The organism is Pseudomonas sp. NBRC 100443, from assembly GCF_030268185.1.
Taxonomy (GTDB): Bacteria; Pseudomonadota; Gammaproteobacteria; order Pseudomonadales; family Pseudomonadaceae; genus Pseudomonas; species Pseudomonas citronellolis.
This window is the reverse complement of record NZ_BSQE01000028.1, coordinates 1-25,824: the sequence shown is the minus strand read 5'-3', so window position 1 is coordinate 25,824 and position 25,824 is coordinate 1. Positions and strand designations below refer to the sequence as shown.

Below are 25,824 nucleotides of genomic sequence, written 5' to 3'. Positions count from 1 at the left end.
TACAGGCAGCCGATGGGCGCCTGCAAGCCGGGGCGCATGGCCCCTCCCATCATCTTAGAGCCGGGCGTCTTCCAGCGTCAGTGCGCGGGGGATGCGCGCGGCGTTCCAGTGCGCCACGCCCCAGGCCAGCACCTCGGCCGGGGTGGCGCCGGCCAGTTCCGCCGGCGCGGCCTGGCCCAGGGCCTTCAGGGCGCGCAGCAGCAGCGGGGCGGCCTGCTCGGCGGCCAGTGGCGGCGAGCGGTAGGACTTGCCCAGCTTGTGGCCGTCGGGCTGGACGATCAGCGGCACGTGCAGGTAGCGCGGATGGGCTATCCCGAGCAGCTCCTGCAGGTACAGCTGGCGCGGGGTGTTGTCGAGCAGGTCGGCGCCGCGGACGATGTCGGTCACGCCCTGCCAGGCGTCGTCCAGCACCACCGCCAGTTGGTAGGCATAGAGGCCGTCGCGGCGGCGGATGACGAAGTCGCCCACCTCGCGGCCCAGGTGCTGGCGGAACTCGCCCTGGACGCGGTCGACGAAGGCGTATTCCAGTTCCGGCACGCGGATGCGGATGGCCACCTCGCCGTGCCAGTCGTGGCCGGCGTTGCGGCAGGTGCCGGGGTAGATGCCGCCCGTGCCTTCGAGCTGCTTGCGCGAGCAGGTGCAGGCGTAGGCCAGGCCGCTGCGCAGCCATTGCTCGACCACCGCCGCGTAGGCTTCGCCGCGTTCGCTCTGGCGTTCGACCGGGCCGTCCCATTCGAAGCCGTAGCGCTCCAGCGTCTGCAGGATGGCGGCCTGGGCGCCGGGCATTTCCCGCGGCGGGTCGAGGTCTTCCATGCGCACCAGCCAGCGCCCGCCAACGGCGCGGGCGTCCAGGTAGGAGGCGACGGCGGCGACCAGCGAGCCGAAATGCAGGTAGCCGCTGGGGGTGGGGGCGAAGCGTCCGGTGTAGCGGGAGTCGGGCATGGCGCAGGCTTGTGGTCAGGGGCGGGGAGCGCCGCACAAACGCGACGGGGCGCCTAGGCGCCCCGTTCGCGAAAAGCCGCCGGCATCAGGAGCCGAGCTGCTTTTCCTTGATTTCCGCGAGGGTCTTGCAGTCGATGCAGAGGGTCGCGGTGGGGCGGGCTTCGAGGCGGCGGATGCCGATCTCCACGCCGCAGGAGTCGCACCAGCCGTAGTCGTTGTCCTCGATCAGCTGGAGGGTCTCGTCGATCTTCTTGATCAGCTTGCGCTCGCGGTCGCGGGCGCGCAGTTCGAGGCTGAACTCCTCTTCCTGGCTGGCGCGGTCGGCCGGGTCCGGGAAGTTGGCCGCTTCGTCCTGCATGTGGTGCACGGTGCGATCGACTTCTTCCATCAGCTCAACTTTCCACTTGTTGAGGATGGAGGTGAAGTGGGCGCGCATGCGCTCGCTCATGTACTCCTCGCCCTTGGTTTCCTGGTAGGGCTCGAAGCCACGAATCAGTTGGCTGCTCTGCTGTTTTGCATTGGTGGGCATGTGTGGCCGCCTCTCACTCTCGCTAATCCTGTCGCGGATGGTCCCTCTCCGGTCGACGCCGGCCCCGCGCTCGCAAGCGGGCGAACTTACCAGATCGATAATCGCGATGCTACTCCCGGTTGTCGAGCCTGCTGCCACCCGCCGATGGCTTGGTTAGAATCGCCTCTTCGTCGCAAAGTTCGGTATTTCCCATGGTTTCTTCCTTCAGTGCCCGCAGCCGCGCCATCGAACCTTTCCACGTCATGGCGTTGCTGGCGCGAGCCAACGAGCTGCAGGCCGCCGGCCACGACGTCATTCACCTGGAGATCGGCGAGCCGGATTTCAGCACCGCCGCGCCCATAGTCGCCGCCGGCCAGGCCGCATTGGCCGCCGGCCATACCCGCTACACCGCGGCCCGCGGCCTGCCGCAGCTGCGCGAGGCCATCGCCGGTTTCTACGCCTCGCGCTACCGCCTGGCCATCGACCCCGCGCGCATCCTGGTCACCCCGGGCGGTTCCGGCGCCCTGCTGCTGGCCAGCAGCCTGCTGGTCGACCCGGGCCGCCACTGGCTGCTGGCCGACCCCGGCTACCCGTGCAACCGCCACTTCCTGCGCCTGGTGGAGGGCGCTGCGCAACTGGTGCCGGTGGGCCCGCAGAGCCGTTACCAGCTCACCCCGGAGCTGGTGAATGCGCACTGGAATCAGGACAGTGTAGGCGCTTTGCTGGCATCGCCGGCGAATCCTACCGGCACTTTGCTGCACAAGGATGAACTGGCCGCGTTGTCGCAGGCCCTGAAGGCTCGCGGCGGGCACATGGTGGTGGACGAGATCTACCACGGCCTGACCTACGGCGTGGACGCCAGCAGCGTGCTGGAAGTAGACGACGAGGCCTTCGTCCTCAACAGTTTCTCCAAATATTTCGGCATGACCGGCTGGCGCCTGGGCTGGCTGGTGGCGCCGCCGGAGGCGGTGGGCGAGTTGGAGAAGCTGGCGCAGAACCTCTACATCAGCGCCCCGAGCATGGCCCAGTACGCCGCGCTGGCCTGTTTCGAGGAAGGCACCCTGGCCATCCTCGAAGAGCGCCGCGCCGAGTTCGCCCGGCGCCGCGACTACCTGCTGCCGGCCCTGCGCGAGCTGGGCTTCGGCATCGCCGTGGAGCCGGAAGGGGCCTTTTACCTGTATGCCGACATCAGCGCCTTCGGCGGCGACGCCTACCGCTTCTGCCAGCACTTCATCGAGACCGAGCACGTGGCCTTCACCCCGGGCGTGGACTTCGGCCGCTACCAGGCCGACCACCACGTGCGCTTCGCCTACACCCAGAACCTGGAGCGCCTGGAGCAGGCGGTGGAGCGCATCGCCCGCGGCCTGAAGAGCTGGCGGCCCTGATGCGCTTCGCTCCGGAACTGGAAGAGGCGCGCCTGCTGCGCCGCTACAAGCGCTTCCTCGCCGATATCGAGACCGCCGGCGGCGAGCAGTTGACCATCCACTGCCCGAACACCGGCTCCATGCTCAACTGCATGAGCGAGGGCTGCCGGGTGTGGTTCAGCCGCTCGAGCGACCCCAAGCGCAAGCTGCCGGGCACCTGGGAGCTGAGCGAGACGCCCCAGGGACGCCTGGCCTGCGTCAACACCGGGCGCGCCAACCGCCTGGTGGAGGAAGCCCTGCTGGCCGGGGGCGTCGCTGAACTGGCTGGTTTCGCCGCGCTGCGACGGGAAGTCGCATATGGCGTGGAGAACAGCCGCGCGGACTTCCGCCTGGAGTTCGCCGCCGGGCCGGTGTTCGTCGAGGTGAAGAGCGTCACCCTGGGCTTCGACGCCACGTCGGTGGCGGCCTTCCCCGATGCGGTCACCACCCGCGGGGCCAAGCACCTGCGCGAGCTGGCGGCGCTGGCGCGGCAGGGCACCCGGGCGGTGCTGCTGTATTGCGTGAACCTGTCCGGCATCGAGGCGGTGCGCCCGGCGGAGGAGATCGACCCGGCCTATGCCGCAGCGCTACGCGAGGCGCGTGACGCCGGCGTCGAGATGCTGGCCTATGGCGCGGACATCGATGTCAGCGAAATCCGCCTGAGCCGGCCGCTGCGCATCGAGCTGTAGGTCGCTCGGAGCCTGTCTACGATCTCGCGAGCTGGAGCAGAACAAGGCTGAAACAGGCGAGAGCGCGCAGTTCAGTCCGCTAAATGAGTATCGCTCGCCTGTTTTTAACGCAGTCATGCCGACGCGCAGCAGGTCGTAGGCTGGTTCTCAGTCATCCTCGGGCAGGCTTATCCACAAGCCCTGCTCGTCCTCGCGGCACGGCAGGCTGTCGAGCGCCTCGCCCAGGCAGGGGCCCTGGATGCATTCGCCGGATTCGATGAGGAACAGCGCGCCGTGGTGGGCGCACTGCAGCAGCGCACCACTGGCATCGAGGAAGCGGTCGGCCTCCCATTCCAGGGGCACGCCGCGGTGCGGGCAGCGGTTGCGGTAGACATGGACGCGGCCCTGGCAGCGCACGGCGAAGACCTTCAGGCCTTCGACCTGGAAGCCGCGGGTCCGCCCCTCGGCCAGCTCGCCCGGATGGCACAGCAGGATCATCCGGACGCTCCCGGCGCCGACAGCAGGGCGCAGGGCGCCCTCTGACGTCGGGATAGGGTGCACGTCCTTGTGCTGAAGTCGGTCAGATCTCCCAGATCAGGTTGGCCGCCGCGTAGCGGCCGGGCTGGGTGTAGCGATCCAGACTGGGGCTGTTCTCGGTGAGGCCGCGTACGTCGCCCCATTGCCAGTACTTCTTGTCGGTGAGGTTGAACAGGCCGGCGTTGAGGGTCACGCCGTCGGTGATCCGCACCCAGCCGCTGAGGTCGAGCAGACCATAGCCGCCGGGCTTGAATTGGCTGGGGACTTCGTTGTCGTCGATGCGCTGCTTGGCCTGCACCAGGGTCCAGGTCAGCTCGCTGCCGAAGCGTCCACCGGGCGCATCATACCCCAAACCGAACACGCCCTTGAGCGGGTCGACGCTGTTGATCGGCTCGCCGGTTTCCTCGTCCTTGCCGCGCGCGTAGGACACGGCGCCGCGCAGGCGGGTGCCGTCGGGCAGGCCGGCGGCCAGGTGCAGGTCGAGGTCGCCACGGGCCTCGGCGCCGCGGATGGTGACCTTGTCCAGGTTGGTGTACTGGTAGGTCAGGCGGCCGTTGCCGGTGGGGTCGTTGGGCAGGGTGACCTGCTCGATGAAGTCGTCGTAGCGGTTGTAGAACAGGGCGACGCCGAAGCTGCCCATGGCGTACTTGCCGCGCAGGCCGATCTCGTAGCTGTCGCTGGTTTCCGGCTTGAGGTCGGTGTTGGCGATGGTCTGGTAGCCGATGGCGGTGTTGACGAATTCGCCGAAGATATCCACCGGTTCGGGTGCGCGGAAGCCGGCGGCATACTGGCCGTAGACGCTGTGGTGGTCGTCGATGCGGTAGGTCACGCCGAACTTGGGCGACAGCGCGTGATCGCTGAAGTTGGACGGGTTGGTATCCAGCGGGTTGCTGTTCAGGTAGCGCTGGCTGACCTCCGGGCGCATCTCGTAGTAGTCGTAGCGCAGGCCCGGCAGCAGGGTCCAGCGGCCGATGTCGATGCTGTCCTGGATGAAGGCCGCGTATTCGTGGGTGACCGGGTCGGGGAAGTCGCTGAGCGGGAAGGTCTCGCTACCGAAGGCCGGCGGCACCGGCTGGCCGTTGTTCTGGAAGGTCTCGCCACCCTTGCGCAGGTCGCTGCTCTCCAGGCGCTTGAGATCGAAGCCGTAGATCAGGTGATGCTGGGTGTCGGCCAGGGCGAACCGCTTGTCCAGTTGGCTGTTCAGGCCCCAGAGCGTTTCCTGGTATTGCGAATCCCGGGTGCGGTCGCGCAGGCGGCCGCCGCTGAAGCGCTCCTGGTAGGTCTGCTGGCGGATCTGGCTGTCCTGATAGTTGAGCTGCCACTGCACCAGGTCGGCCAGCGCGCTGTCGAGCTGGAAGCGGTGCTGCAGGCTGATGCGCTCGCGGTCGGTGCTGTCGCTGGCATCGGAGGTGCGGGTGGTGCCGGTGGCGCTGTATTCGTTGAGCAGGCGGGTGTCGGCGTCGTCGGCGTAGCGCTCGTAGGCCAGCTGCAGGCGGCTGCCTTCGGCGTAGTCCCAGCCGACCTTGGCCAGCAGGTTGTCGGTGTCGAAGTCCACCGGGTTGGCTTCGCCGCGGCTGCTACCGATGCCGCCCTGGCCGCCGAAGGTCTCGGTGTCGTGGCCTTCGCGGCGGCTGATGGTCAGCAGGCCGTCCACCGGGCCCTGGCGCCCGGCGAAGGTGGCGCTGCCCAGCCAACTGTCGTCGGAGCCGTCGTAGCCGGTCTTGAAGCGGGCGTAGAAGTCCTTGCCGTCCTCCAGATAGTCCGCGGCGTCCTTGGTCAGGAAACTCACTGCGCCGCCCAGGGCGTCGCTGCCGTACAGCGAGCTGGCCGGGCCGCGAAGTATTTCAACGCGTTTCACTGTGTCCAGATCGATGTAGTTGCGCCGCGCGTCCATGAAGGGGCCGAAGGCGAAGGCGCCGGGCACGCCGACGCCGTCCACCTGGGTCAGCACGCGGTTGCCGCCGATGCCGCGGATGGTGAAGCCCGACAGGCCGAAGCGGCTGCCGCTGCCGCTCACCGACACGCCGGGCTCGTAGCGCACCAGTTGCTTGATGTCGTTGGCGTTGTTGCGGTCGATGTCCTGCTCGGTCTGCACGCTCACGGTGCTCGGCACCGCATCTACGGGCTGCTCGCTACGGGTCGCGGTGACCGTGGTCTCCCCGAGGGAAACCGCGGTATCCGCCAGGGCGAGGGAGGGGCTCAGCAGCAGCAAGGCCAGCCAGTGTCGGCGGGCGAACGGAGGCGTGATCGACATGGGATACCTGTTTTTCTTGGAAATGGCAGATGGCAAATGGCCGTTGGCAGAAGGCGGCGCAGACCATAATTCTTCTCAAATCTAAATGCAAATTATTATCAAATAGATTTATTAAATTTGTTGTGGCACAGTTCGTCGGTGCCGCCGCGATGCGGCAGGTCCCCTTGCGAACGAGGATTTCTGCGATGACTACCCTTTCCGCGCCGGCTTCCGAGCTGTACCGCGCCTGGCAGGCGCTGCGTGCCGAGAAACCGCGCCTGCGCGCCCGCGATGCCGCGCAACACCTGGATGTGAGCGAGGCCGAGCTGACCGCCAGCCGCCTCGGCGTCGATGCCGTGCGCCTGCGCCCGGAATGGGCCGCGCTGCTGCCGGCCCTCGGCGAGCTGGGCCCGATCATGGCGCTGACGCGCAACGAGCATTGCGTGCATGAGCGCAAGGGGCCGTACCAGGAGGTCACCGTATCGGGCAATGGGCAGATGGGCCTGGTGGTGTCCCCGGACATCGACCTGCGCCTGTTCCTCGGCGGCTGGGACAGCGTGTTCGCCATCGGCGAGGAAACCGCCCACGGCACCCAGCGCAGCATCCAGGTGTTCGACCGCCAGGGCACCGCGGTGCACAAGGTGTTCCTCACCGAGCACAGCGACGTCGCCGCCTGGGCGCCGCTGGTGGAGCGCTTCCGCGCCGAGGAACAGAGCGAGCGCCTGGAGCTGCGTCCGGCCGAGGCGAAAGCCGCGCCGCTGGCCGACGGCGAGATCGACGTCGCTTCCCTGCGCCAGGGCTGGGCGGCGCTGAAGGACACCCACCACTTCTTCGCCCTGCTGAAGAAGCACAAGGCCGAGCGCACCCAGGCGCTGCGCCTGGCCGGCCGCGAATGGGCCGAGCCGCTGGACGTCGCCGAGCTGCCGCGCCTGCTGGAGGCCGCCAGCCAGTCCCGCCTGCCGATCATGATCTTCGTCGGCAACGCCCACTGCATCCAGATCCACACCGGCACCGTGGACAACCTGAAGTGGCTGGACGACTGGTTCAACGTGCTCGACCCGCAGTTCAACCTGCACCTGAAGACCTCCGGCGTGCGCGAGCTGTGGCGCGTGCGCAAGCCGAGCAGCGACGGCATCGTCACCAGCTGGGAAGCCTTCGACGTCGACGGCGAGCTGGTCCTGCAGGTGTTCGGCGCACGCAAGCCGGGTGTGCCGGAACTGCAAGAATGGCGTAGCCTCGCCGAATCCTTCGCGGCCATCTGAGGAGGCAACCATGACTGCGCGTCCCCTGCTGGCCGGCCTCTTCGCCGGGCTGTGCCTCGCCGCCTCCAGCGCCATCGCCGACAGCCTGCCCAAGCGCTGGGTGAGCGCCGGCGGCTCGCTGAGCGAGTGGGTTGTGGCCCTGGGCGGCGAGTCGCGCCTGGTCGGCGTCGACACCACCAGCCTGCACCCGGCCAGCCTCAAGGCGTTGCCGAAGATCGGCTACCAGCGCCAGCTGACGGCCGAAGGCATCCTGGCGCTGAAGCCGGACATCCTCCTCGGCAGCGAGGAGATGGGGCCGCCGCCGGTGCTGCAGCAACTGCGCGCGGCGGGCGTGCGGATCGAAACCCTGTCGGCCAAGGCCGACGAGAAGACCGTGCACGACAACCTGCTACGCCTGGGCGAGCTGCTGGGCACGCCCGAGCAGGCCGGCAAGGTGGCGGCGGACTTCCAGGCGCGCCTGGCGGCGCAGCAGGCCTGGGTGGCCAAGGCCCAGGCCGGGCAAGCTGCGCCGGGCGTGGTGCTGCTGGTCGGCAACGCCGGCGGCAGCCTGCTGGTGGCCGGACAGGACACCGCCGGCGACTGGATGATCCAGCATGCCGGCGGGCGCAACCTGGCCAGCCACAAGGGCTACAAGGCGTTGTCCGGCGAAGCCCTGACCGCCCTCGATCCGCAGGTGGTGGTGCTGGCCGACCGCAGCCTGGATGGCGACAAGGCCCGCGAGGCGCTGATCCGCCAGAACCCCGGGCTGGCCGCTACCCGCGCGGCGCGTGAGGCCCGCGTGCTGGTGCTCGATCCGACGCTGCTGGTCGGCGGTCTCGGTCCGCGCGTTCCGGACGCATTGGCCAGCCTCTCCAAGGCCTTTTATCCTTCCGCGCAGGCCCTGAACCCGGAAGGTCGTCCTTGACTGCGAAGCACGCTGCCCGACCGCTGTTCCTGCTCCTTGGTTTTCTTCTGCTGCTGGTCCTCTGGCTGTCCCTGGCCCTGGGGCCGGTCAGCCTGCCGCTGGGCGACACGCTGCGGGCGCTGGCGCGCCTGTGCGGCCTGCCGGTGTCCGCCGACGACCTCGGCCAGGCCGAGCTGATCGTCGGGCAGATCCGCCTGCCGCGCACCCTGTTGGGCGTCGCCACCGGCGGCGTGCTGGCGCTGGCCGGGGTGGCCATGCAGGGGCTGTTCCGCAATCCGCTGGCCGACCCCGGGCTGATCGGGGTGTCCAGCGGCGCCGCGCTGGGCGCCGCCATCGCTATCGTCTTCGGCGCTTCCATGGGCGGCCTGCCGGAAGCCTTCGCACCCTACCTGCTGTCCGCCTGCGCCTTCGGCGGCGGCCTGCTGGTGACCGCGCTGGTCTACCGGCTCGGTCGCCACAATGGGCAGACCAGCGTGGCCACCATGCTGCTCGCCGGCATCGCCCTCACCGCGCTGGCCGGCGCGCTGATCGGTCTGTTCACCTACCTCGCCGACGACGCCACGCTGCGCACCCTGACCTTCTGGAACCTCGGTAGCCTCAACGGTGCCAGCTACCCGCGACTGTGGCCGCTGCTGCTGGTCACGCTGCTGGTGGCCTGCTGGCTGCCGCGCCGGGTGGATGCACTCAACGCGTTGTTGCTGGGTGAGTCCGAGGCGCGTCACCTGGGCTTCGACGTCGAGCGGCTGAAGGTCGAACTGATCCTCTGCACGGCGCTGGGCGTTGGCGCCGCGGTGGCCGCGGCCGGGCTGATCGGCTTCATCGGCCTGGTGGTGCCGCACCTGCTGCGCCTGATCGTCGGCCCCGATCACCGGGTGCTGTTGCCGGCCTCGATGTTCGGCGGCGCCATCCTGCTGCTGCTCGCCGACCTGGTGGCGCGCCTGGCGCTGGCGCCGGCGGAGCTGCCGATCGGCATCGTCACGGCGCTGATCGGCGCGCCCTTCTTCCTTTATCTGCTGATCCGGGGGCGTTCCTGATGCTGACGGCGGAGAACCTGACGGTGAAGCGCGGGCGGCAGGTGGTCCTGCAGGGCGTGAGCCTGGCGCTGCAGCCGGGCGAAGTGCTCGGTGTGCTGGGGCCTAACGGCGCGGGCAAGAGCACCCTGCTGGGCGCCCTCAATGGCGAGCTGCCGCTGGCCGGCGGCAGCGTGAGCCTCGATGGCCGCGCGCTGGATCAATGGCAGGGTACGGCGCGGGCGCAGCGCCTGGCGGTGCTGCCGCAGTCCTCGTCGCTGAATTTCGCCTTCAGCGTCGAGTCGGTGGTGGGTTTCGGCCGGCTGCCCCACGACAGCGGCCGCCAGCGTGACCTGCAGATCATCGCCGAAGCCATGGCTGCAGCCGACGCGTCGCACCTGGCCGGGCGCAGCTATCTGTCGCTGTCCGGCGGCGAGCGCCAGCGCGTGCACCTGGCGCGGGTCCTGGCGCAGCTGTGGCCGGGCGGCGCGGAGCAGGTGCTGCTGCTGGACGAGCCGACCTCGGCGCTCGACCCCCTGCACCAGCACACCACCTTGCATGCGGTGCGCGAATTTGCCGGCCGCGGCGCCGCGGTGCTGGTCATCCTGCACGACCTCAACCTCGCCGCGCGCTACTGTGACCGCCTGCTTCTGCTGCACGACGGCCGCCCGCACCTGTTCGGCACCCCGGACGAGGTGCTGCGCGCAGAGCCGCTGCGCCAGGTGTTCGGCCTGGACGTGCTGGTGCAACGTCACCCCGAGCGCGGCCATCCGCTGATCGTTGCCCGTTGAAAGGAGTTCACATGAAATACCTGCTGATCCCGCTGGTGGCGCTGTTGGCTGCCTGCCAGAGCCTGCCGTCCGCGCCGCCCCTGCCGGCCTGGCAGAGCCCCGAGGGCCGTGACAGCGCAGAGCTGGGCGTCATCCGCGACCTGCGCAGCGGTCAGGCGCTGACCCCGGAGCAATTGCTGGAGCGCTTGCAGGGGGCACCCCGCGTACTGGTCGGCGAGCAACACGACAACCCGGACCACCACGCCCTGGAGCTGTGGCTGGTGCGCGCCCTGGCCCAGCGCAGCGAGCAGGGCAGCGTGCTGCTGGAAATGCTCAACCCCAACCAGCAGCAACGGGTGACGGCAGCCCAGGAGGCCAGCGCTGCCGGCAAGGCGCCTCAGGACCTGTACGCCGCATTGGCCTGGCAGCCGGGCTGGGACTGGTCGCTCTACGGCCCGATGGTCTCCTGGCTGGTCAAGCAGCCGGCGCCGTTGCTGGCGGCCAATCTGGACCGCAGCGAGATCAAGCGCATCTACGGGGAGCAACCGGCCCTCGCCGGTACCCGTTCGACGGCCGAGGAAGTCCGCCGGGTGCTGCTCGACGACATCCGCGAGTCCCACTGCGGCCTGCTGCCGGAGAGCCAGATGCCGGCCATGCTGGCGGTACAGCAGCAGCGCGACCGGCGCATGGCCGAACGGCTGAAGGCGGCGCCCGCGCCTGCCGTGCTGATCGCCGGCGGCTTCCACGTGCGCCGTGATCTGGGCGTGCCCCTGCACCTGGAAGACCTGGGGGCGGGTGAGGGCATGCAGGTGCTGATGCTGGCCGAGGTCGGCAAGACGGTGTCGCCGCAGCAGGCCGACTACGTCTGGTACACGCCGGCGCTGCCGCCGCAGGATCATTGTGCGAAGTTGCGTTGATGCGGGCATAGCCTGACGGGAGGGCTCCTCTTTTGTAGGAGCGAGCTTGCTCGCGAACAGCGCTCCCGGCTGCGTTGGTGTTTCGGTGGTATTCCGTTCCCTCTCCCCAGCCCTCGACTGCGCGCCCCGCCCTGAAGGGAGAGGGGGCTAGTCCATGCCGAGAACAGGCATGGTTTCAGCCGGCAACTCTGCGCTAGCCGGCTAACTCCAGAACATCAGCGTCTGCCCAACGGTCCCCTCTCCCTTCAGGGAGAGGGTTAGGGAGAGGGCGCTCTTCGACTGGACGCCAGCGCCAGAGCCTTTCGCGAGCAAGCTCGCTCCTACGAAAAGAAATCCCCCGCCCATGACTTTCCTCCAGGCAAAAAAAGACCCGGCGATGAGCCGGGTCGAAACCGTGATTAGCCTGATGAGGAGATAATCTGATCGTCCGACTGCGTGGTCGCTCAGCTTACCGACTGGCCTCGCGACCAGTTGAGTTAATAATAACAATTATCATTCGCGAGTCAATGCTTTTTTCATCGCCCCGGCAATTTCCGGCGAACGGTCAGAGGAAAGGGCCCTGGAAAAAACGCGGGCAAAAAAAAAGACCCGGCGATGAGCCGGGTCGAAAACCGTGATTAGCCTGATGAGGAGATAACCTGAGTGTCCGACTGCGGTAGGGCTCTCAGCTTACCCGCCGACCTCGCGGCCAGCTGTGGTAATAATAACTATTATCATTTGTGAGTCAACAGCATTTCGCAAAAAAAGTCCGTCCTGCAGAAATGGCGAAGCCCGGCACATGGCCGGGCTTCGTCTGGACCGGGCTTCAGCTAGCCGGCGCCGAGTTGCAGGCGCAGCTGGGTGACCTCGCGGTTGAGCAGGTCGATGCGCCGGGCCATGCCCTCGATCAGGCTGTGGGCGATGCGCGGGTTGCTCTGCATCAGGCTGAGGAACTGGTCCTTGGGGATCACCATCACGGTGCAGGGCTCGCTGGCGACCACGCTGGCGCTGCGTTTCTCGCCGGTGAACACGGCCATGGCGCCGAAGATCTCGTCCTTCTGCACGTCGCCGACCTTCTGCCCGTCGACGAAGGCCTCGGCATGGCCCTCGATGATGATGAACACATGCTCCGCGTCGTCGCCCTGCTGGATCAACTGGTCGCCGGCGGCGAAGTGGCGGAAGCCGGTGGACGGGCGAATGTCCGGCTGCTTGAGGTGCGCCAGGGCGTCGGAAAGCAGGGCGGTGTGGCCGATCAGGTAGTGCAGGAAGAGTTCCTGGCGCTGCTCGTCGGCGTGGATGTGGCGGAACACGTCGCTGCGCGAGTAGGGCACCAGGCACAGCGGCTCGTCGCTGGTGTAGCGGCACGGCGGCAGGTCGATGCCCTGGCGCAGGCCTACCAGGTCGCCCTCCTGCAGGTAGAACAGCGGGCGTTCGTCGACCAGCGCGTGGAGCAGGCCGTTCTCGATCAGGAACAGCTGCTGGTTCGGCAGCTCGGCCGACAGGTCGTCGGTACGTTCCAGGCGGATGGGCTCCGCGCAGGGGGCGAGGCCGGAAAGCAGCTGGGCGGGAATCCCCTGCAGACGGCTGATCAGCTGGTCGGCATAGGCCGGTTGTTCACCGAGTAGGTACATGGGCCGTAATTCCTTGGACGGACGTTGGCGGTCGGGGCGCACGAAGGGCCCTGAAACGATAGGGTTCTGGCCCGCGGCCGTAAATCATTTCCTGGAAGGCTTGTGAGCTAACTCTGATTCCTTTGAGGAAAAGTCTCCAATTGGCCCAATAGTTCGGCCTTGTGCGCCGGCGGCAGGTCGTTCCAGTGGACGTCCAGCAGGGCACCCTCGATGGCATAGAGCAGCACCTTGGAGGCCCGGAAGCCGCGGGCCCGAACGGCGCGGTAGGCGCCGACCGCCCCCAGGCGGCGGAGGTCGGAAGCGTTGTGGATGCCCACGGCGTGCAGCCACTGGGCCGAGGTCTTGCCGAGATTCTTCAGATGCAGCAGTTCGTCGTTCATCGTCGGTCCTTGCGATGCGGCACACGGGGTGGGTCATGCATGGCGGCGAGGGCCGTGAACTGCTGGAGACGGCCGGCTCACTTGACGATGAAGTGTAGCGGGCCCTTGGCGGGGCAATGTGGCTTTGTGATATCGGCAGGCGCCAAAGCGCCCTCGGCATGACGAACGGCAGCCCGGGCATCGATCGTGCCCGGGCTGCGTCGAGGGGGTCAGATGCCCGGCAGGCGCTGGCGGATGCTTTCCACCAGGGTATCCAGGCTGGCACTGTCCTGGGTGTCGACGCGCTTGCTGTGGGCCTGCTCGTCGGCGTCCAGGGCTTCGCGTCCGGCCTGTTGGGCCTGCACCACTTCGAGGGTGGCGTCGGACGGGTCGCCGCCTTGCGCCTGGCGCTGGGCCAGCCAGCCGGCGATCACGCTTTCCGGCGCCTGGCAGTCGAGGATCAGGTAGGGCACCCCGGTGTCGTCGGCGATATGGCGCGCGGCCTGGCGCTGGGCGTGCTTGAGGAAGGTGGCGTCGAGCACCACCGGGTAGCCGGCGCGGAGGATGTCGCCGGCCAGGGCGTTGAGGCGCTCGTAGGTGGCCGCGCTGGATTCGGCATTGTAGATGCCGCCTTGCAGGGCGCCGCGCTGGGCTTGCTGCTGTTCGCCGAACAGGCGCTTGCGCTCCACGTCCGAGCGCAGGCGGATGGCGCCCAGGGCCTCGACCAGGCGCAGCGCCACCGAGCTCTTGCCCACTGCGGAAACGCCCATGGTCAGGGCCAGGAAGCGCGAGGGGATGGCGCTGTAGCTCTCCGCCAGGTTGGCGTAGTTGCGGTACTGGCGCAGGGTCGCGGCCTTCTGCACGGCGTCGTTCTGGTGGGCCAGGCTGAACAGGGCGATCTTGGCCCGCACCAGGGCGCGGTAGGCCTTGTAGAAGTTGAGGATTTCCAGGGACTGGTAGTCGCCGGTCTGCTCCAGGTACTGGCTGACGAAGCGCCGCGAATGGCACTTCAGGCCGCGGTCCTCGAGGTCCATGGCGAGGAAGGCGTAGTCGGCGCAGACGTCGGTGAAGCGGAACGGCTCGTTGAACTCGATGCAGTCGAACAGCACCACCTGGCCGTCGATCAGCGCGGCGTTGCCCAGGTGGATGTCGCCGTGGCATTCGCGGATGAAGCCGTTCGCCTTGCGCGCCTGCAGCAGCGCTTCCAGGCGGTCGTAGGAGCTTTCGGCCCAGGCTTCCAGGGCGTCCAGCTGCAGCAGGTCGGCCTTGTCGCTGAGCAGCGGGCGGATCTGCTCGAAGTTCTGCCGCACCGGCGCCATCACCGCCTCGGCCGAGCCCAGCGGGTTGTCCTGCGGCACCTGCGGGGTGCGCAGGTGGAAGCCGGCGATCTGCTTCGCCAGGGCGTCGATGTGCTCGGAGCTCAGCTCGCCGCGCGTCTGCACCTCGCTGAGCAGGGCGTTCTGCGGGAATTCGCGGCACTTGAGCGCGTATTCGATCGCCGGGCCTTCGCCGCCCAGTTGTGGCGCGGCCTCGCTGCCGGTGATCGGCAGCACTTCCAGGTACAGGCCTTCGGTGAGACGCTGGTTCAGGCGCAGTTCCTCCTCGCAGAAATGCTTGCGCGCCGCGAGGTCGGTGAAGTCGAGGAAGCCGAAGTTCACCGGCTTCTTGATCTTGTAAACGTACTGGCCGGTGAGCAGGACCCAGGAAATGTGGGTTTCGATGACCCGCACCTGCTCCACCGGGTGGGGGTACAGGGCAGGGTTCTGCAGGGCAGCGATCAGAGTCTGGCTCACGGGATATTGTCCTTGGCTGTCCGGATTCGGGAGGCAGGCATTATGGCGGCATCGCCGGTGGCTGCAAACTTGCCTGGCGCCGCAGGCAACCAATCGGCTGCCCGCTGGTCGAAGCTGCGTCGCTTTGGCCGGGGCACTTCCGCGCGCCTGCGACAGAGCCCGGACACCGCCTCGCGCGGCGTCTGTCCCCTGTGGATAAAGTACGTATAATGCGCCGCCATGACGCGTCCCCGATCCCCCCGTTCCCGTAAGAATCAAAAAGCAGCTCCGTCGCGCAAGTGGCTGGGCTGGCTGCTCAAGCTCAGCCTCGTCGGCCTGGTCGTGCTGGCCGGTTTCGCCGTGTACCTCGATGCGGTCGTGCAGGAGAAGTTCTCCGGCAAGCGCTGGACCATCCCGGCCAAGGTCTATGCCCGGCCGCTGGAGCTGTTCGTCGGCCTGAAGCTGAACAAGGACGACTTCCTCCAGGAACTCGGCGCCCTGGGCTACCGCCGCGACGGCACGGTCAGCGGCCCGGGCATGGTGGCCGTGTCCGGCGGCACGGTCGACCTCAATACCCGCGGCTTCCAGTTCTACGAGGGCGCCGAGCCCGCGCAGCGCATCCGCGTGCGTTTCTCCGGCGACTACGTGGCCGGCCTGTCCCGCGCCGACGGTTCCAAGCTGGACGTGGCGCGCATGGAGCCGCTGCTGATCGGCGGCATGTACCCCTCGCACAACGAAGACCGCATCCTCATCAAGCTGGACGAGGTGCCGCCGTACCTGGTCGACACCCTGGTGGCGGTGGAAGACCGCGACTTCTGGTCCCACCACGGCGTCTCGCTGAAGTCCATCGCCCGCGCCGTCTGGGTCAACGCCAGCGCCGGGCAGTTGCGCCAGGGCGGCAGCACCCTGACCCAGCAGCTGGTGAAGAACTTCTTCCTGACCAACGAGCGCAGCCTCAGCCGCAAGCTCACCGAAGCCATGATGGCGGTGCTGCTGGAGCTGCACTACGACAAGCGCGAGATCCTCGAGGGCTACCTCAACGAGGTGTTCCTCGGCCAGGACGGCCAGCGTTCGGTGAACGGCTTCGGCCTGGCCAGCCAGTACTTCTTCAGCCAGCCGCTGGCCGAGCTCAAGCTGCCGCAGATCGCGCTGCTGGTGGGCATGGTCAAGGGGCCGTCCTACTACAACCCGCGGCGCAACCCGGAGCGCGCCATGGAGCGGCGCAACGTGGTGCTCGACGTGCTCGCCGAGCAGGGCGTGATCACCCCCGAGCAGGCCGCGGCGGCCAAGCAGGCGCCCCTGGGCGTGACGCGCCAGGGCAGCATGGCCAACAGCTCGTACCCGGCGTTCCTCGACCTGGTGAAGCGCCAGCTGCGCCAGGACTACCGCGAGGAAGACCTGACCGAGGAAGGCCTGCGCATCTTCACCAGCTTCGACCCCATCCTGCAGTACAAGGCGGAAACCGCGGTCAGCGAGACCTTCAAGCGCTTCGCCGGGCGCAAGGGCCTGGACCAGACGGAAACCGCGATGGTCGTGACCAACCCGGAGACCGGCGAGGTGCAGGCGCTGATCGGCAGCCGCGATTCGCGCTTCGCCGGCTTCAACCGCGCGGTGGACGCCACCCGGCCGATCGGCTCGCTGGTCAAGCCGGCGGTCTACCTGACCGCCCTCGAACGGCCCAGCCAGTACACCCTGACCACCTGGATCCAGGACCAGCCGTTCTCCATCAAGGGCAAGGACGGCCAGGTGTGGACGCCGAAGAACTACGAAGGCAGCTCCAACGGCACCATCTTCCTCTACCAGGGGCTGGCGCGTTCGCTGAACCTGTCCACCGCCAAGCTGGGCCTGGACCTGGGCGTGCCCAACGTGCTCAAGACCCTCGAACGCCTGGGCGTGCAGGTGGACTGGCCGGCCTACCCGTCGATGCTGCTGGGCGCCGGCGCCATGACGCCGATGCAGGTGGCGACCATGTACCAGACCATCGCCAGCGGCGGCTTCAACACCCCGCTGCGCAGCATCCGCAGCGTGGTCGCCGCCGACGGCCAGCCGCTCAAGCGCTATCCGTTCCAGGTCCAGCAGCGCTTCGACTCGGGCTCCATCTACCTGCTGCAGAACGCCATGCAGCGGGTGATGCGCGAGGGCACCGCGCGCTCGGCCTACAACCAGCTGCCGTCGAACCTGACCCTGGCGGGCAAGACCGGCACCACCAACGACTCCCGCGACAGCTGGTTCTCCGGTTTCGGCCAGGACCTGCTGGCGGTGGTCTGGCTGGGCCGCGACGACAACGGCAAGACGCCCTTCACCGGCGCCACCGGCGCGCTGCAGATCTGGACCAGCTTCATGCGCAAGGCCGACCCCCTGCCGCTGGACATGCCGATGCCGGATAATGTCAGCATGGCCTGGGTCGATCCGCGTACCGGCCAGGGCAGCGACGCCAATTGTCCGGGCGCCGTGCAGATGCCCTATATTCGCGGAAGCGAGCCGGCGCCCGGCGCCGGCTGTGGCAACAACCAGACGCCGGCCGGCGAGGTCATGGACTGGGTCCGTGGCTGGCTGAACTGAGGCGAGAGGATTCGAAGTGAAAAACGCGTGGTTTGCCGTGGCTGCCGCCGCGGCCGTGCTGTCCGGCTGCGCTTCCCCGCAGCAGGGCGCCATCCCGGTGCGGGATTCCGGCACCTCGGTGTCCAACCAGGAGCGGGTCGGCTATTCCAATGCCAATCGCTCGGCCAATGCCAGCACCGCGCCGAGCGCGGCCTCGCAGCCGGCCGGTGACTCCGGGGTGACTGTGATGGTACCCCAGGATGCCGGCATGGCACCGATCCAGACCTTCCCGGCGCAGAGCGGCGCGGCGCCGCTGTCCACCGCCCCGATCACCCCGGGCGTGCAACCCGGCAGCGTCCCCGCGGCCCCCGCCGCCAGCGCGCCGAGCAACATCAGCGCCACCGGCGGTTTCAGCCAGCAGACCTACCAGCAGCCGGTCTACCAGCAGCAACAGCCCAGCTACCAGCAGCAGGCCCCGGCCGCGCCGGTGCAGGCGCCGTCCGGCATTCCCTCGCGCAACGCGCCGCTGGCCGCCGACGAGCAGCTCGATGGCCCGGTCCTGGCGCTGCTTACCACCGCCCAGCAACAGCAGGGCGGCGGCGACCTCAACGGCGCCTCGGCCAGCCTGGAGCGCGCCCAGCGCATCGCCCCGCGCGAGCCGCAGGTGCTCTACAAGCTCGCCCAGGTGCGCCTGGCCCAGGGCGACGCCGCCCAGGCCGAGCAGGTGGCGCGCCGCGGCCTGTCGCTGGCCAACGGCCGGCCGACGCTGCAGGCCAGCCTGTGGGACGTGATCGCCAAGGCCCGCGAGGCCCAGGGTGACGCGGCCGGTGCGGCCACCGCGCGGCAGAACGCCAAGGCAACGCTGTGATGGACGACCGCCTACCGGCCGTGGCCGACCAGCTCCTGCTGATCGAGCGGGAGCTGCGCGCGCTGTCGCTGTGGGGGGAGCAGCCGCCCTCGGAGGAGGCGCTGGCCAGCCAGGAGCCGTTCTGCGTGGATACGCTGGAGCTGGAGGAGTGGCTGCAGTGGATCTTCCTGCCGCGCATGAAGCTGATCATCGAGACGGGCGCGCAGCTGCCGCGCGCCTCGGGCATCCGCGCCATCGCCGAAATGGTCTACGTGGACGAGGGCGAGCACATGCACGCCCTGTTCGAGGCCCTGGGCGAGTTCGATCGGCTGATCGGCGAGGCGCCCTGAGCCGCGCCTGTCAGTTGCAGTTCTTCTGCAGGTCCTGCTCGGTCTGGGTGATGCGGGCCTGCCGCTCTTCTTCCGGGATGCGCCGCATCTCGCCGTCGTCGTCGGCCACCCGCACCCGCGGGTTGTTCTTCAATTGCGCCAGGTTGGTCCGCAGGGTGTCGCAGTAACGCGCGCGCTCGGCCTCCTGCTGGGCGACCTCCTGGCGCACCTTCTCGTCGGCGGCCTTCTGCTTGTCGCTGGCCGAAGGCGCCGGCGCGGGAGCCGGCCTGGGCGGCAGCGGGAAGCCCGAGGGCGGCGGGGCGACCTTGGTGTCCACGGTGGCGGCTTCGGCGCCCTGCGGCGGCTGCGCGCCAAAATGCGTGACGCCCTGGGCGTCGACCCACTTGTATACCTGGGCGGCCATCAGCGGAGCACTCAGGGCGAACATCAGGGCGCCCATCACAATCGTCCGTCGCATGCGGTTTCGGTCCTTGGATGCGGAAACTGCGGGTAACTATAACCAAAAGTGTCGATGCGTCCGCAGAGAAAGATCACAACCTGCGTTAGACACAAATCCATATATGGCTTGACTTGACGCGGCCGAATCAGAAGAATCCAAGGTTCGCTGCAGTGGGCCGGCCGCAAGCTGGTTTTACTCGGCAGACAAGAGGCGCTACCCGCGCCGCTAAGTTTCACCCTGCTTCGCGTTACCTCGCGCTGGGTGGAGGCCCTCCGTAACACACCAGGTGCGCCTCCAAGTTCTGCTCATTCGGCAGTCGACGTAGCCGGCGATTACATTCGCCCAATTGTCTGCCGGGCAGCCAACCAAGTTTCGGTCCCCCGCCCCTGGGAGATCGTTTAGCGTTCTAGAGGTGACAACGTGGAGCTTTTATCCGGCGCTGAAATGGTCGTCCGCTCGTTGCGTGACGAAGGCGTTAAGTACATCTACGGGTACCCGGGCGGTGCCCTCCTGCACATCTACGACGCTCTCTTCAAAGAGAACGACGTGACCCACATCCTGGTGCGTCACGAGCAGGCCGCTACCCACATGGCCGACGGCTATGCGCGCGCCACCGGCAAGCCCGGCGTGGTCCTGGTGACCTCCGGCCCCGGCGCGACCAACGCCATCACCGGCATCGCCACCGCCTACATGGACTCCATCCCGATGGTGGTGATCTCCGGCCAGGTGTCGAGCAACATGGTCGGCACCGACGCCTTCCAGGAAACCGACATGGTCGGCATTTCCCGGCCGATCGTGAAGCACAGCTTCATCATCAAGCACCCTTCGGAAATCCCCGAGGTCATCAAGAAGGCCTTCTACATCGCCCAGTCCGGCCGTCCCGGCCCGGTGGTGATCGACATTCCGAAGGACATGGGCGACCCGACGCAGAAGTTCGAGTACGCCTATCCGAAGAAGGTCAAGCTGCGCTCCTACAGCCCCGCGGTCCGCGGCCACTCCGGCCAGATCCGCAAGGCCGCCGAGCTGCTGCTGTCGGCCAAGCGCCCGATCATCTATTCCGGTGGCGGCGTCATCATGGGCAACGCTTCCGAGCCGCTGACCGAAGTGGCGCGCCTGCTCAACGTCCCGGTGACCAACACCCTGATGGGCCTGGGCGGCTTCCCCGGCAACGACCGCCAGTTCGTCGGCATGCTCGGCATGCACGGCAGCTACACCGCCAACCTGGCGATGCACCATGCGGACGTGATCTTCGCCGTCGGCGCGCGCTTCGATGACCGCGTCATCAACGGCGAGACCGCGGCCAAGTTCTGCCCGAACGCCAAGATCATCCACGTCGACATCGACCCGGCCTCGATCTCCAAGACCGTCAAGGCCGACATCCCGATCGTCGGACCGGTGGACAGCGTGCTGGCCGAGATGGCCACCATCCTCAAGGAAATCGGCGAGACGCCGAACAAGGAAGCCCTCGCCGCCTGGTGGAAGCAGATCGACGAGTGGCGCGGCAACCGCGGCCTGTTCCCCTACGACAAGGGCGACGGCAGCATCATCAAGCCGCAGAGCGTCATCGAGACCCTCTGGGAAGTCACCAACGGCGACGCCTTCGTGGCTTCCGACGTGGGCCAGCACCAGATGTTCGCCGCCCAGTACTACCGCTTCAACAAGCCCAATCGCTGGATCAACTCCGGCGGCCTGGGCACCATGGGCTTCGGTTTCCCCGCGGCCATGGGCGTGAAGCTGAACTTCCCGGAGGCCGACGTGGCCTGCGTGACCGGCGAAGGCAGCATCCAGATGAACATCCAGGAACTGTCGACCTGCCTGCAGTACGACCTGCCGGTGAAGATCGTCAACCTGAACAACGGTGCGCTGGGCATGGTCCGCCAATGGCAGGACATGCAGTACAACAGCCGCTACTCGCACTCCTACATGGAATCCCTGCCTGACTTCGTCAAGCTGGCCGAGGCCTATGGCCACGTCGGTATGCGCATCACCGACCTCAAGGACCTGAAGCCGAAGATGGAAGAGGCGTTCGCCATGAAGAACCGCCTGGTCTTCCTCGACATCCAGGTCGACACCAGCGAGCACGTCTATCCGATGCAGATCCGCGGCGGTGCGATGCGCGACATGTGGCTGAGCAAGACGGAGCGTACCTGATCATGCGACACATCATTTCCCTGCTGCTGGAAAACGAACCCGGCGCGCTGTCCCGCGTGGTCGGCCTGTTCTCCCAGCGCAACTACAACATCGAGACCCTGACCGTGGCGCCGACCGAGGACCCGACCCTGTCGCGCCTCACCCTGACCACGGCCGGGCATGACGAAGTCATCGAGCAGATCACCAAGAACCTCAACAAGCTGATCGAGGTGGTGAAGCTGGTGAACCTGTCGGAAAGCGCCCACATCGAGCGCGAGCTGATGCTGGTGAAGATCAAGGCCACCGGCGCCCAGCGCGCCGAGGTCAAGCGCACCACCGACATCTTCCGCGGGCAGATCGTCGACGTCACCAGCAGCGTCTACACCGTGCAGCTTGCCGGCACCAGCGACAAGCTCGACAGCTTCATCCAGGCCATCGGTACCGCTGCGATCATCGAGACGGTGCGCACCGGCGTGACCGGCATCGCCCGCGGCGACAAGACTCTCAGCATCTGAATTTGAAAGACGGCCCACGAGGCCACTAGACCAGGGGATTACCCAAATGCGCGTTTTCTACGATAAAGACTGTGACCTCTCCATCATCCAGGGCAAGAAAGTTGCCATCATCGGTTACGGTTCCCAGGGCCACGCCCATGCCTGCAACCTGAAAGACTCCGGCGTCGACGTCACCGTCGGCCTGCGTTCGGGCTCGCCGTCCGCCGTCAAGGCGCAGAACCACGGCCTGAAAGTCGCCGACGTGGCCAGCGCCGTCGCCGCCGCCGACCTGGTGATGATCCTGACCCCGGACGAGTTCCAGGGCCGCCTGTACAAGGACGAGATCGAGCCGAACCTGAAGAAGGGCGCTACCCTGGCCTTCGCCCATGGCTTCTCCATCCACTACAACCAGGTCGTACCGCGCGCCGACCTCGACGTGATCATGATCGCGCCGAAGGCTCCGGGCCACACCGTGCGTTCCGAGTTCGTCAAGGGCGGCGGCATCCCTGACCTGATCGCCATCTACCAGGACGCTTCGGGCAATGCCAAGAACGTCGCCCTGTCCTACGCCTGCGGCGTCGGCGGCGGCCGTACCGGCATCATCGAAACCACCTTCAAGGACGAGACCGAAACCGACCTGTTCGGCGAGCAGGCCGTTCTCTGCGGCGGTTGCGTCGAGTTGGTGAAAGCCGGTTTCGAAACCCTGGTCGAAGCCGGCTACGCGCCGGAAATGGCCTACTTCGAGTGCCTGCACGAGCTGAAGCTGATCGTCGACCTCATGTACGAAGGCGGCATCGCCAACATGAACTACTCGATCTCCAACAACGCCGAGTACGGCGAGTACGTGACCGGTCCGGAAGTCATCAACGCCGAATCCCGTGCTGCCATGCGCAATGCCCTGAAGCGCATCCAGAACGGCGAATACGCCAAGATGTTCATCAGCGAAGGCGCCACCAACTACCCGTCGATGACCGCCTACCGCCGCAACAACGCGGCCCATGGCATCGAAGTCATCGGCGAGCAGCTGCGCGCCATGATGCCCTGGATCGCCGCCAACAAGATCGTCGACAAGTCCAAGAACTAAGGGCTTAGCGACACTCGAAGAAACGCGGCCCCGGCCGCGTTTTTTCGTTCTTGCCCGGGGTTCTGGTATAAAGCCTGTGCGCCCGGGCGTCAGTGCCCCGCGCTCGATCTTTTTCCGCTGAGTTCCCTAAGGAAGTCTCCATGAGTGAAGGTCCCGAGGAGCCGAACAAGGCCTCCGAAGAAACCGAAAGCCTGCTGCCCATCGACGAGCACGTCGAGGAAGGGCACGACGCCGACGGCCGCAAGGTCCGCCACCGCGGCATCTACCTGCTGCCCAACCTGTTCACCACCGCGGCGCTGTTCACCGGTCTGTACGCCATCATCAACGCCATGAGCGGCGACTTCTCCAATGCCGCCATCGCCATCTTCGTCGCCATGGTCCTGGATGGTCTGGACGGTCGCGTCGCGCGCCTGACCAACACCCAGAGCGCCTTCGGCGCCGAGTACGACTCGCTGTCGGACATGGTCGCCTTCGGCGTGGCCCCGGCGCTGGTCGCTTTCGAGTGGGCGCTGAGCAGCCTGGGCAAGGTCGGCTGGATGGTCGCCTTCATCTATGTGGCCGGTGCCGCGCTGCGCCTGGCGCGCTTCAACACCCAGGTGGGCAAGGCCGACAAGCGCTACTTCATCGGCCTGGCCAGCCCGGCCGCCGCCGCCCTGGTGGCCGGCACCGTGTGGGCCTTCGCCGACTTCGACATCCAGGGTGCCAAGGTCTCCCTGCTGGTCGCGCTGATGGTCGCCGCCGCCGGCATGCTGATGGTCAGCAACATCAAGTACCACAGCTTCAAGGATCTCGACCTGCGTGGCCGCGTGCCTTTCGTGGCGATCCTGGTGGTGGTGCTGGCCTTCGCCGTGGTCTTCACCGACCCGCCGCGCATCCTGCTGCTGCTGTTCCTCGCTTATGCCGCGTCCGGTCCGGTGCAATACTTGTTGCAATTGCGCCGTCGCCGCCGTCCGAGTTGATGTAATTTCCCCCGGGCTCCGCAGTCTATTGGCGCACACAGCCAGTCGTTGCGGAGCCCGCCATGCTGATCCGTATTGCCCGACCTTCCGCTTGCCACGAGTCGGAAGTCACCCCCGAAACCCTCTATCTCTCCCGCCGCCGTTTCCTCGCCGCCAGCGCGGCAGGCGCCGCCCTTGCCGGTCTGCCGGCCATGGGTTTGGCCGATCCTTCCCGCTATGCCGATGTGGAAGCCGCTGCGAGCACACCGGGCTGGTTCAGTGAGAAGCTGCCGGCGGTCAAATGGGATGCCGTCACCGTGCAAGGGGAGAGCATCACCCCCTTCAAGGATGCGACCACCTACAACAACTTCTACGAGTTCGGCCCGGACAAGGGCGACCCGGCCGCCAACGCCGGCGCGCTGAGGACCGAGCCCTGGTCGGTGGTGATCGATGGCGAGGTGGCGAAGCCCGGCAAGTACGCCCTCGAGGACTTCATCAAGCCCTACCAGCTGGAAGAGCGCATCTACCGCCTGCGCTGCGTGGAGGCCTGGTCGATGGTCATCCCCTGGATCGGCTTCCCGCTGTCGGAGCTGATCAAGCGTGTCGAGCCGACGGGCAACGCCAAGTACCTGCGCTTCGAAACCCTGGTCGACCGAGAGCGCATGCCCGGCGTGCAATCCAATTTCGCCCTGATCGACTGGCCCTACGTGGAGGGCCTGCGGATGGACGAGGCCATGCACCCGCTGGCGATTCTCGTCGTGGGCATGTACGGCCGCATCCTGGCCAACCAGAACGGCGCGCCGCTGCGCCTGATCGTGCCGTGGAAGTACGGCTTCAAGGGCGCCAAGTCGATCATCCGCATCAGTTTCGTCGCCGAGCAGCCGAAGACCACCTGGGAAAGCCTGGCGCCCGACGAGTATGGCTTCTACGCCAACGTCAACCCGATGGTGGACCACCCGCGCTGGAGCCAGGCTCGCGAGCGGCGCCTGCCCAGCGGACTATTCAGCCCCAATGTTCGTCCCACCCTCATGTTCAACGGCTACGCCGACGAAGTGGCCTCGCTGTACGCGGGGATGGACCTGAGGAAGAACTATTGATGCAGATGCGCAATCCTATCTGGCGCGCCAGCGTATTCCTGCTGGCGCTGATACCGCCGCTCTACTGGCTGTACCTGGCCTGGATCTTCGCCCTGGGGCCCGACCCGGGCAAGGCGCTGGTCGACAACCTGGGGCAGGGCGGCCTGGTCCTGTTGCTGCTGACCCTGGCCATGACCCCGCTGCAGAGGCTGACGCGCTGGAACGGCTGGATCCTGGTGCGCCGGCAGCTCGGCCTGTGGTGTTTCACCTATATATGCCTGCATCTGTGCGCCTACCTGGTGTTCATCCTCGGTCTGGACTGGACGCAACTGGGCGTCGAGTTGCGCAAGCGGCCCTACATCATCGTCGGGACCCTGGGTTTCCTGGGCCTGTTGCCGCTGGCCCTGACCTCGAACAAATACAGCATGCGCAAACTGGGCAGCGGCTGGAAGAAGCTGCACCGGCTGGTCTATGTCATCCTCGCCCTGGGGCTTCTGCATATGCTGTGGGTGGTGCGTTCGGACATCGAGCGCTGGTCGCTATATGCAGCCATAGGCGTATTCCTGCTGTTGCTGCGCCTGCCGCCGGTGGCGCGGCAATTGCCGGCGCTGCGGGCCCGTTTCGCATCCCGCTGAAGATTCTTTCAGAAAAGTGTTGACGGGCATTTTGAAGTCCCTATAATGCGCACCACTCCCAGCGACGAAGCGCTGAAAGAGCTTGAAAATCAAGCACTTAAGCAGGTTCGAAGTTGGGGTGGTGGTCAGGCAGGTGATTCATTTGCCGCCTTTGGGTTCGACAGCTGCTCCGGCAGCGAGCCAAAAGGAAGACCGCCGAGGTGCTTGACAGTGATTCTGATCGCTGTAGAATGCGCCTCCCGCTGACGAGAAGCTCCGGCCGATCGACAGCGCAAGCGGTTGAGTAGGAACGAAAAATTCTGAAAATAACGCTTGACGAAATAAGAGGTTGGCGTAGAATGCGCGGCCTCGGTTGAGGCGAAAGAATCAACCAACTGCTCTTTAACAAGTTGAAT

At 67.0% G+C, this 25,824-nt stretch carries 24 protein-coding genes and 1 pseudogene; 16 read left to right on the top strand and 9 right to left on the bottom strand.

Annotated features, from left to right (window positions below; all coding sequences use genetic code 11):
• Positions 1 to 54 precede the first annotated feature (54 nt).
• Together gluQRS and dksA are read right to left on the bottom strand one after the other, a co-directional pair.
• Positions 55 to 942, bottom strand: a complete 888-nt coding sequence (gluQRS, locus tag QSJ95_RS27955; RefSeq protein WP_285646817.1) for a tRNA glutamyl-Q(34) synthetase GluQRS — start codon at positions 940 to 942, stop codon at positions 55 to 57.
• Between the two features lie 85 nt (positions 943 to 1,027).
• A complete protein-coding gene (gene dksA, locus QSJ95_RS27950; RefSeq protein WP_009612973.1) occupies positions 1,028 to 1,471 on the bottom strand; it encodes an RNA polymerase-binding protein DksA in 444 nt (147 codons plus the stop codon).
• 191 nt (positions 1,472 to 1,662) lie between these two features.
• Between dksA and QSJ95_RS27945 the strand changes: the two genes are divergently transcribed.
• Positions 1,663 to 2,835 carry a pyridoxal phosphate-dependent aminotransferase gene (locus QSJ95_RS27945; RefSeq protein ID WP_009612971.1) on the top strand — a complete coding sequence of 391 codons (1,173 nt, stop codon included), beginning with the start codon at positions 1,663 to 1,665 and terminating at the stop codon, positions 2,833 to 2,835.
• A complete protein-coding gene (sfsA, locus tag QSJ95_RS27940) occupies positions 2,835 to 3,542 on the top strand; it encodes a DNA/RNA nuclease SfsA (protein ID WP_285646814.1) in 708 nt (235 codons plus the stop codon). The genes QSJ95_RS27945 and sfsA overlap by 1 nt, the downstream gene beginning before the upstream one ends.
• Before the next feature lie 147 nt (positions 3,543 to 3,689).
• Here sfsA and QSJ95_RS27935 read toward each other — a convergent pair whose 3' ends face one another.
• Both QSJ95_RS27935 and QSJ95_RS27930 read right to left on the bottom strand, forming a co-directional pair.
• On the bottom strand, positions 3,690 to 4,019 hold the full coding sequence (locus QSJ95_RS27935; protein ID WP_285646812.1) for a Rieske (2Fe-2S) protein: 330 nt from the start codon (positions 4,017 to 4,019) through the stop codon (positions 3,690 to 3,692).
• A gap of 82 nt (positions 4,020 to 4,101) precedes the next feature.
• On the bottom strand, positions 4,102 to 6,312 hold the full coding sequence (locus QSJ95_RS27930) for a TonB-dependent hemoglobin/transferrin/lactoferrin family receptor (protein ID WP_285646810.1): 2,211 nt from the start codon (positions 6,310 to 6,312) through the stop codon (positions 4,102 to 4,104).
• Between the two features lie 185 nt (positions 6,313 to 6,497).
• On the opposite strand from QSJ95_RS27930, the gene QSJ95_RS27925 reads away from it, so the two are divergent.
• Genes QSJ95_RS27925 through QSJ95_RS27905 form a run of 5 tightly spaced genes read left to right on the top strand, consistent with a single transcriptional unit; the run spans position 6,498 to position 11,154 of the window.
• A complete protein-coding gene (locus QSJ95_RS27925; protein WP_043318534.1) occupies positions 6,498 to 7,553 on the top strand; it encodes a hemin-degrading factor in 1,056 nt (351 codons plus the stop codon).
• A 10-nt stretch (positions 7,554 to 7,563) separates the two neighbouring features.
• A complete protein-coding gene (locus QSJ95_RS27920) occupies positions 7,564 to 8,457 on the top strand; it encodes a heme/hemin ABC transporter substrate-binding protein (protein WP_285646808.1) in 894 nt (297 codons plus the stop codon).
• A 50-nt stretch (positions 8,458 to 8,507) separates the two neighbouring features.
• Positions 8,508 to 9,491 (top strand): FecCD family ABC transporter permease, encoded by a 984-nt coding sequence (locus QSJ95_RS27915; RefSeq protein WP_116425910.1) that lies wholly within the window; start codon positions 8,508 to 8,510, stop codon positions 9,489 to 9,491.
• Complete coding sequence (locus QSJ95_RS27910; RefSeq protein WP_197886955.1) at positions 9,491 to 10,258, top strand: heme ABC transporter ATP-binding protein; 768 nt, start codon at positions 9,491 to 9,493, stop codon at positions 10,256 to 10,258. The genes QSJ95_RS27915 and QSJ95_RS27910 overlap by 1 nt, the downstream gene beginning before the upstream one ends.
• Before the next feature lie 11 nt (positions 10,259 to 10,269).
• Complete coding sequence (locus tag QSJ95_RS27905; RefSeq protein WP_285646802.1) at positions 10,270 to 11,154, top strand: ChaN family lipoprotein; 885 nt, start codon at positions 10,270 to 10,272, stop codon at positions 11,152 to 11,154.
• A gap of 809 nt (positions 11,155 to 11,963) precedes the next feature.
• Here the strand turns inward: QSJ95_RS27905 and QSJ95_RS27900 are convergent.
• From QSJ95_RS27900 to QSJ95_RS27890, 3 genes are all read right to left on the bottom strand, one after another.
• On the bottom strand, positions 11,964 to 12,764 hold the full coding sequence (locus QSJ95_RS27900; protein ID WP_009612954.1) for a Crp/Fnr family transcriptional regulator: 801 nt from the start codon (positions 12,762 to 12,764) through the stop codon (positions 11,964 to 11,966).
• Between the two features lie 107 nt (positions 12,765 to 12,871).
• Entirely contained in the window at positions 12,872 to 13,144 is a 273-nt protein-coding gene (locus QSJ95_RS27895) for a TfoX/Sxy family protein (protein ID WP_009612953.1), read from the bottom strand.
• 209 nt (positions 13,145 to 13,353) lie between these two features.
• On the bottom strand, positions 13,354 to 14,916 hold the full coding sequence (locus QSJ95_RS27890; RefSeq protein WP_009612952.1) for a bifunctional aminoglycoside phosphotransferase/ATP-binding protein: 1,563 nt from the start codon (positions 14,914 to 14,916) through the stop codon (positions 13,354 to 13,356).
• 219 nt (positions 14,917 to 15,135) lie between these two features.
• Between QSJ95_RS27890 and mrcB the strand changes: the two genes are divergently transcribed.
• From mrcB to QSJ95_RS27875, 3 genes are read left to right on the top strand one after another with little or no spacing between them, the layout of a single operon-like run.
• Complete coding sequence (gene mrcB / locus QSJ95_RS27885) at positions 15,136 to 17,457, top strand: penicillin-binding protein 1B (RefSeq protein WP_009612951.1); 2,322 nt, start codon at positions 15,136 to 15,138, stop codon at positions 17,455 to 17,457.
• Positions 17,458 to 17,473: 16 nt separating this feature from the next.
• Complete coding sequence (locus QSJ95_RS27880; RefSeq protein WP_285646797.1) at positions 17,474 to 18,304, top strand: tetratricopeptide repeat protein; 831 nt, start codon at positions 17,474 to 17,476, stop codon at positions 18,302 to 18,304.
• Positions 18,304 to 18,633 (top strand): YqcC family protein, encoded by a 330-nt coding sequence (locus tag QSJ95_RS27875; RefSeq protein WP_009612949.1) that lies wholly within the window; start codon positions 18,304 to 18,306, stop codon positions 18,631 to 18,633. Before QSJ95_RS27880 ends, QSJ95_RS27875 begins: the two co-directional genes overlap by 1 nt.
• Positions 18,634 to 18,643: 10 nt before the next feature.
• On the opposite strand, the gene QSJ95_RS27870 is transcribed toward QSJ95_RS27875, so the two are convergent.
• Complete coding sequence (locus tag QSJ95_RS27870) at positions 18,644 to 19,090, bottom strand: DUF4124 domain-containing protein (protein ID WP_009612942.1); 447 nt, start codon at positions 19,088 to 19,090, stop codon at positions 18,644 to 18,646.
• A 402-nt stretch (positions 19,091 to 19,492) separates the two neighbouring features.
• On the opposite strand from QSJ95_RS27870, the gene QSJ95_RS27865 reads away from it, so the two are divergent.
• The 6 genes from QSJ95_RS27865 (at position 19,493) to msrQ (ending at position 25,429) form a co-directional block, all read left to right on the top strand.
• Positions 19,493 to 21,223 (top strand): acetolactate synthase 3 large subunit, encoded by a 1,731-nt coding sequence (locus QSJ95_RS27865; protein WP_009612941.1) that lies wholly within the window; start codon positions 19,493 to 19,495, stop codon positions 21,221 to 21,223.
• A gap of 2 nt (positions 21,224 to 21,225) precedes the next feature.
• Positions 21,226 to 21,717 carry an acetolactate synthase small subunit gene (ilvN, locus tag QSJ95_RS27860; protein WP_009612939.1) on the top strand — a complete coding sequence of 164 codons (492 nt, stop codon included), beginning with the start codon at positions 21,226 to 21,228 and terminating at the stop codon, positions 21,715 to 21,717.
• A gap of 46 nt (positions 21,718 to 21,763) precedes the next feature.
• The gene (gene ilvC, locus QSJ95_RS27855) at positions 21,764 to 22,780 is read left to right on the top strand and encodes a ketol-acid reductoisomerase (protein WP_009612937.1); all 1,017 of its coding nucleotides are present in this window, start codon (positions 21,764 to 21,766) and stop codon (positions 22,778 to 22,780) included.
• 140 nt (positions 22,781 to 22,920) lie between these two features.
• Complete coding sequence (gene pssA / locus QSJ95_RS27850; protein WP_009612935.1) at positions 22,921 to 23,739, top strand: CDP-diacylglycerol--serine O-phosphatidyltransferase; 819 nt, start codon at positions 22,921 to 22,923, stop codon at positions 23,737 to 23,739.
• Between the two features lie 62 nt (positions 23,740 to 23,801).
• Positions 23,802 to 24,815, top strand: coding sequence for a protein-methionine-sulfoxide reductase catalytic subunit MsrP (gene msrP, locus QSJ95_RS27845; protein ID WP_285646792.1), 1,014 nt, complete (start codon positions 23,802 to 23,804; stop codon positions 24,813 to 24,815).
• A gap of 5 nt (positions 24,816 to 24,820) precedes the next feature.
• Positions 24,821 to 25,429, top strand: a complete 609-nt coding sequence (msrQ, locus tag QSJ95_RS27840; protein ID WP_024128092.1) for a protein-methionine-sulfoxide reductase heme-binding subunit MsrQ — start codon at positions 24,821 to 24,823, stop codon at positions 25,427 to 25,429.
• Between the two features lie 125 nt (positions 25,430 to 25,554).
• On the opposite strand, the pseudogene QSJ95_RS27835 reads toward msrQ, so the two are convergent.
• Positions 25,555 to 25,824, bottom strand: a pseudogene (locus QSJ95_RS27835) (hypothetical protein); the annotation flags it as partial.

Bases quoted from the DNA above. Each gene is read 5' to 3' on its own strand.
- gluQRS (WP_285646817.1), bottom strand. From the start codon at position 942: ATGCCCGACTCCCGCTACACCGGACGCTTCGCCCCCACCCCCAGCGGC.
- dksA (WP_009612973.1), bottom strand. From the start codon at position 1,471: ATGCCCACCAATGCAAAACAGCAGAGCAGCCAACTGATTCGTGGCTTC.
- QSJ95_RS27945 (WP_009612971.1), top strand. From the start codon at position 1,663: ATGGTTTCTTCCTTCAGTGCCCGCAGCCGCGCCATCGAACCTTTCCAC.
- sfsA (WP_285646814.1), top strand. From the start codon at position 2,835: ATGCGCTTCGCTCCGGAACTGGAAGAGGCGCGCCTGCTGCGCCGCTAC.
- QSJ95_RS27935 (WP_285646812.1), bottom strand. From the start codon at position 4,019: ATGATCCTGCTGTGCCATCCGGGCGAGCTGGCCGAGGGGCGGACCCGC.
- QSJ95_RS27930 (WP_285646810.1), bottom strand. From the start codon at position 6,312: ATGTCGATCACGCCTCCGTTCGCCCGCCGACACTGGCTGGCCTTGCTG.
- QSJ95_RS27925 (WP_043318534.1), top strand. From the start codon at position 6,498: ATGACTACCCTTTCCGCGCCGGCTTCCGAGCTGTACCGCGCCTGGCAG.
- QSJ95_RS27920 (WP_285646808.1), top strand. From the start codon at position 7,564: ATGACTGCGCGTCCCCTGCTGGCCGGCCTCTTCGCCGGGCTGTGCCTC.
- QSJ95_RS27910 (WP_197886955.1), top strand. From the start codon at position 9,491: ATGCTGACGGCGGAGAACCTGACGGTGAAGCGCGGGCGGCAGGTGGTC.
- QSJ95_RS27905 (WP_285646802.1), top strand. From the start codon at position 10,270: ATGAAATACCTGCTGATCCCGCTGGTGGCGCTGTTGGCTGCCTGCCAG.
- QSJ95_RS27900 (WP_009612954.1), bottom strand. From the start codon at position 12,764: ATGTACCTACTCGGTGAACAACCGGCCTATGCCGACCAGCTGATCAGC.
- QSJ95_RS27895 (WP_009612953.1), bottom strand. From the start codon at position 13,144: ATGAACGACGAACTGCTGCATCTGAAGAATCTCGGCAAGACCTCGGCC.
- mrcB (WP_009612951.1), top strand. From the start codon at position 15,136: ATGACGCGTCCCCGATCCCCCCGTTCCCGTAAGAATCAAAAAGCAGCT.
- QSJ95_RS27875 (WP_009612949.1), top strand. From the start codon at position 18,304: ATGGACGACCGCCTACCGGCCGTGGCCGACCAGCTCCTGCTGATCGAG.
- QSJ95_RS27870 (WP_009612942.1), bottom strand. From the start codon at position 19,090: ATGCGACGGACGATTGTGATGGGCGCCCTGATGTTCGCCCTGAGTGCT.
- ilvN (WP_009612939.1), top strand. From the start codon at position 21,226: ATGCGACACATCATTTCCCTGCTGCTGGAAAACGAACCCGGCGCGCTG.
- ilvC (WP_009612937.1), top strand. From the start codon at position 21,764: ATGCGCGTTTTCTACGATAAAGACTGTGACCTCTCCATCATCCAGGGC.
- pssA (WP_009612935.1), top strand. From the start codon at position 22,921: ATGAGTGAAGGTCCCGAGGAGCCGAACAAGGCCTCCGAAGAAACCGAA.
- msrP (WP_285646792.1), top strand. From the start codon at position 23,802: ATGCTGATCCGTATTGCCCGACCTTCCGCTTGCCACGAGTCGGAAGTC.
- msrQ (WP_024128092.1), top strand. From the start codon at position 24,821: ATGCGCAATCCTATCTGGCGCGCCAGCGTATTCCTGCTGGCGCTGATA.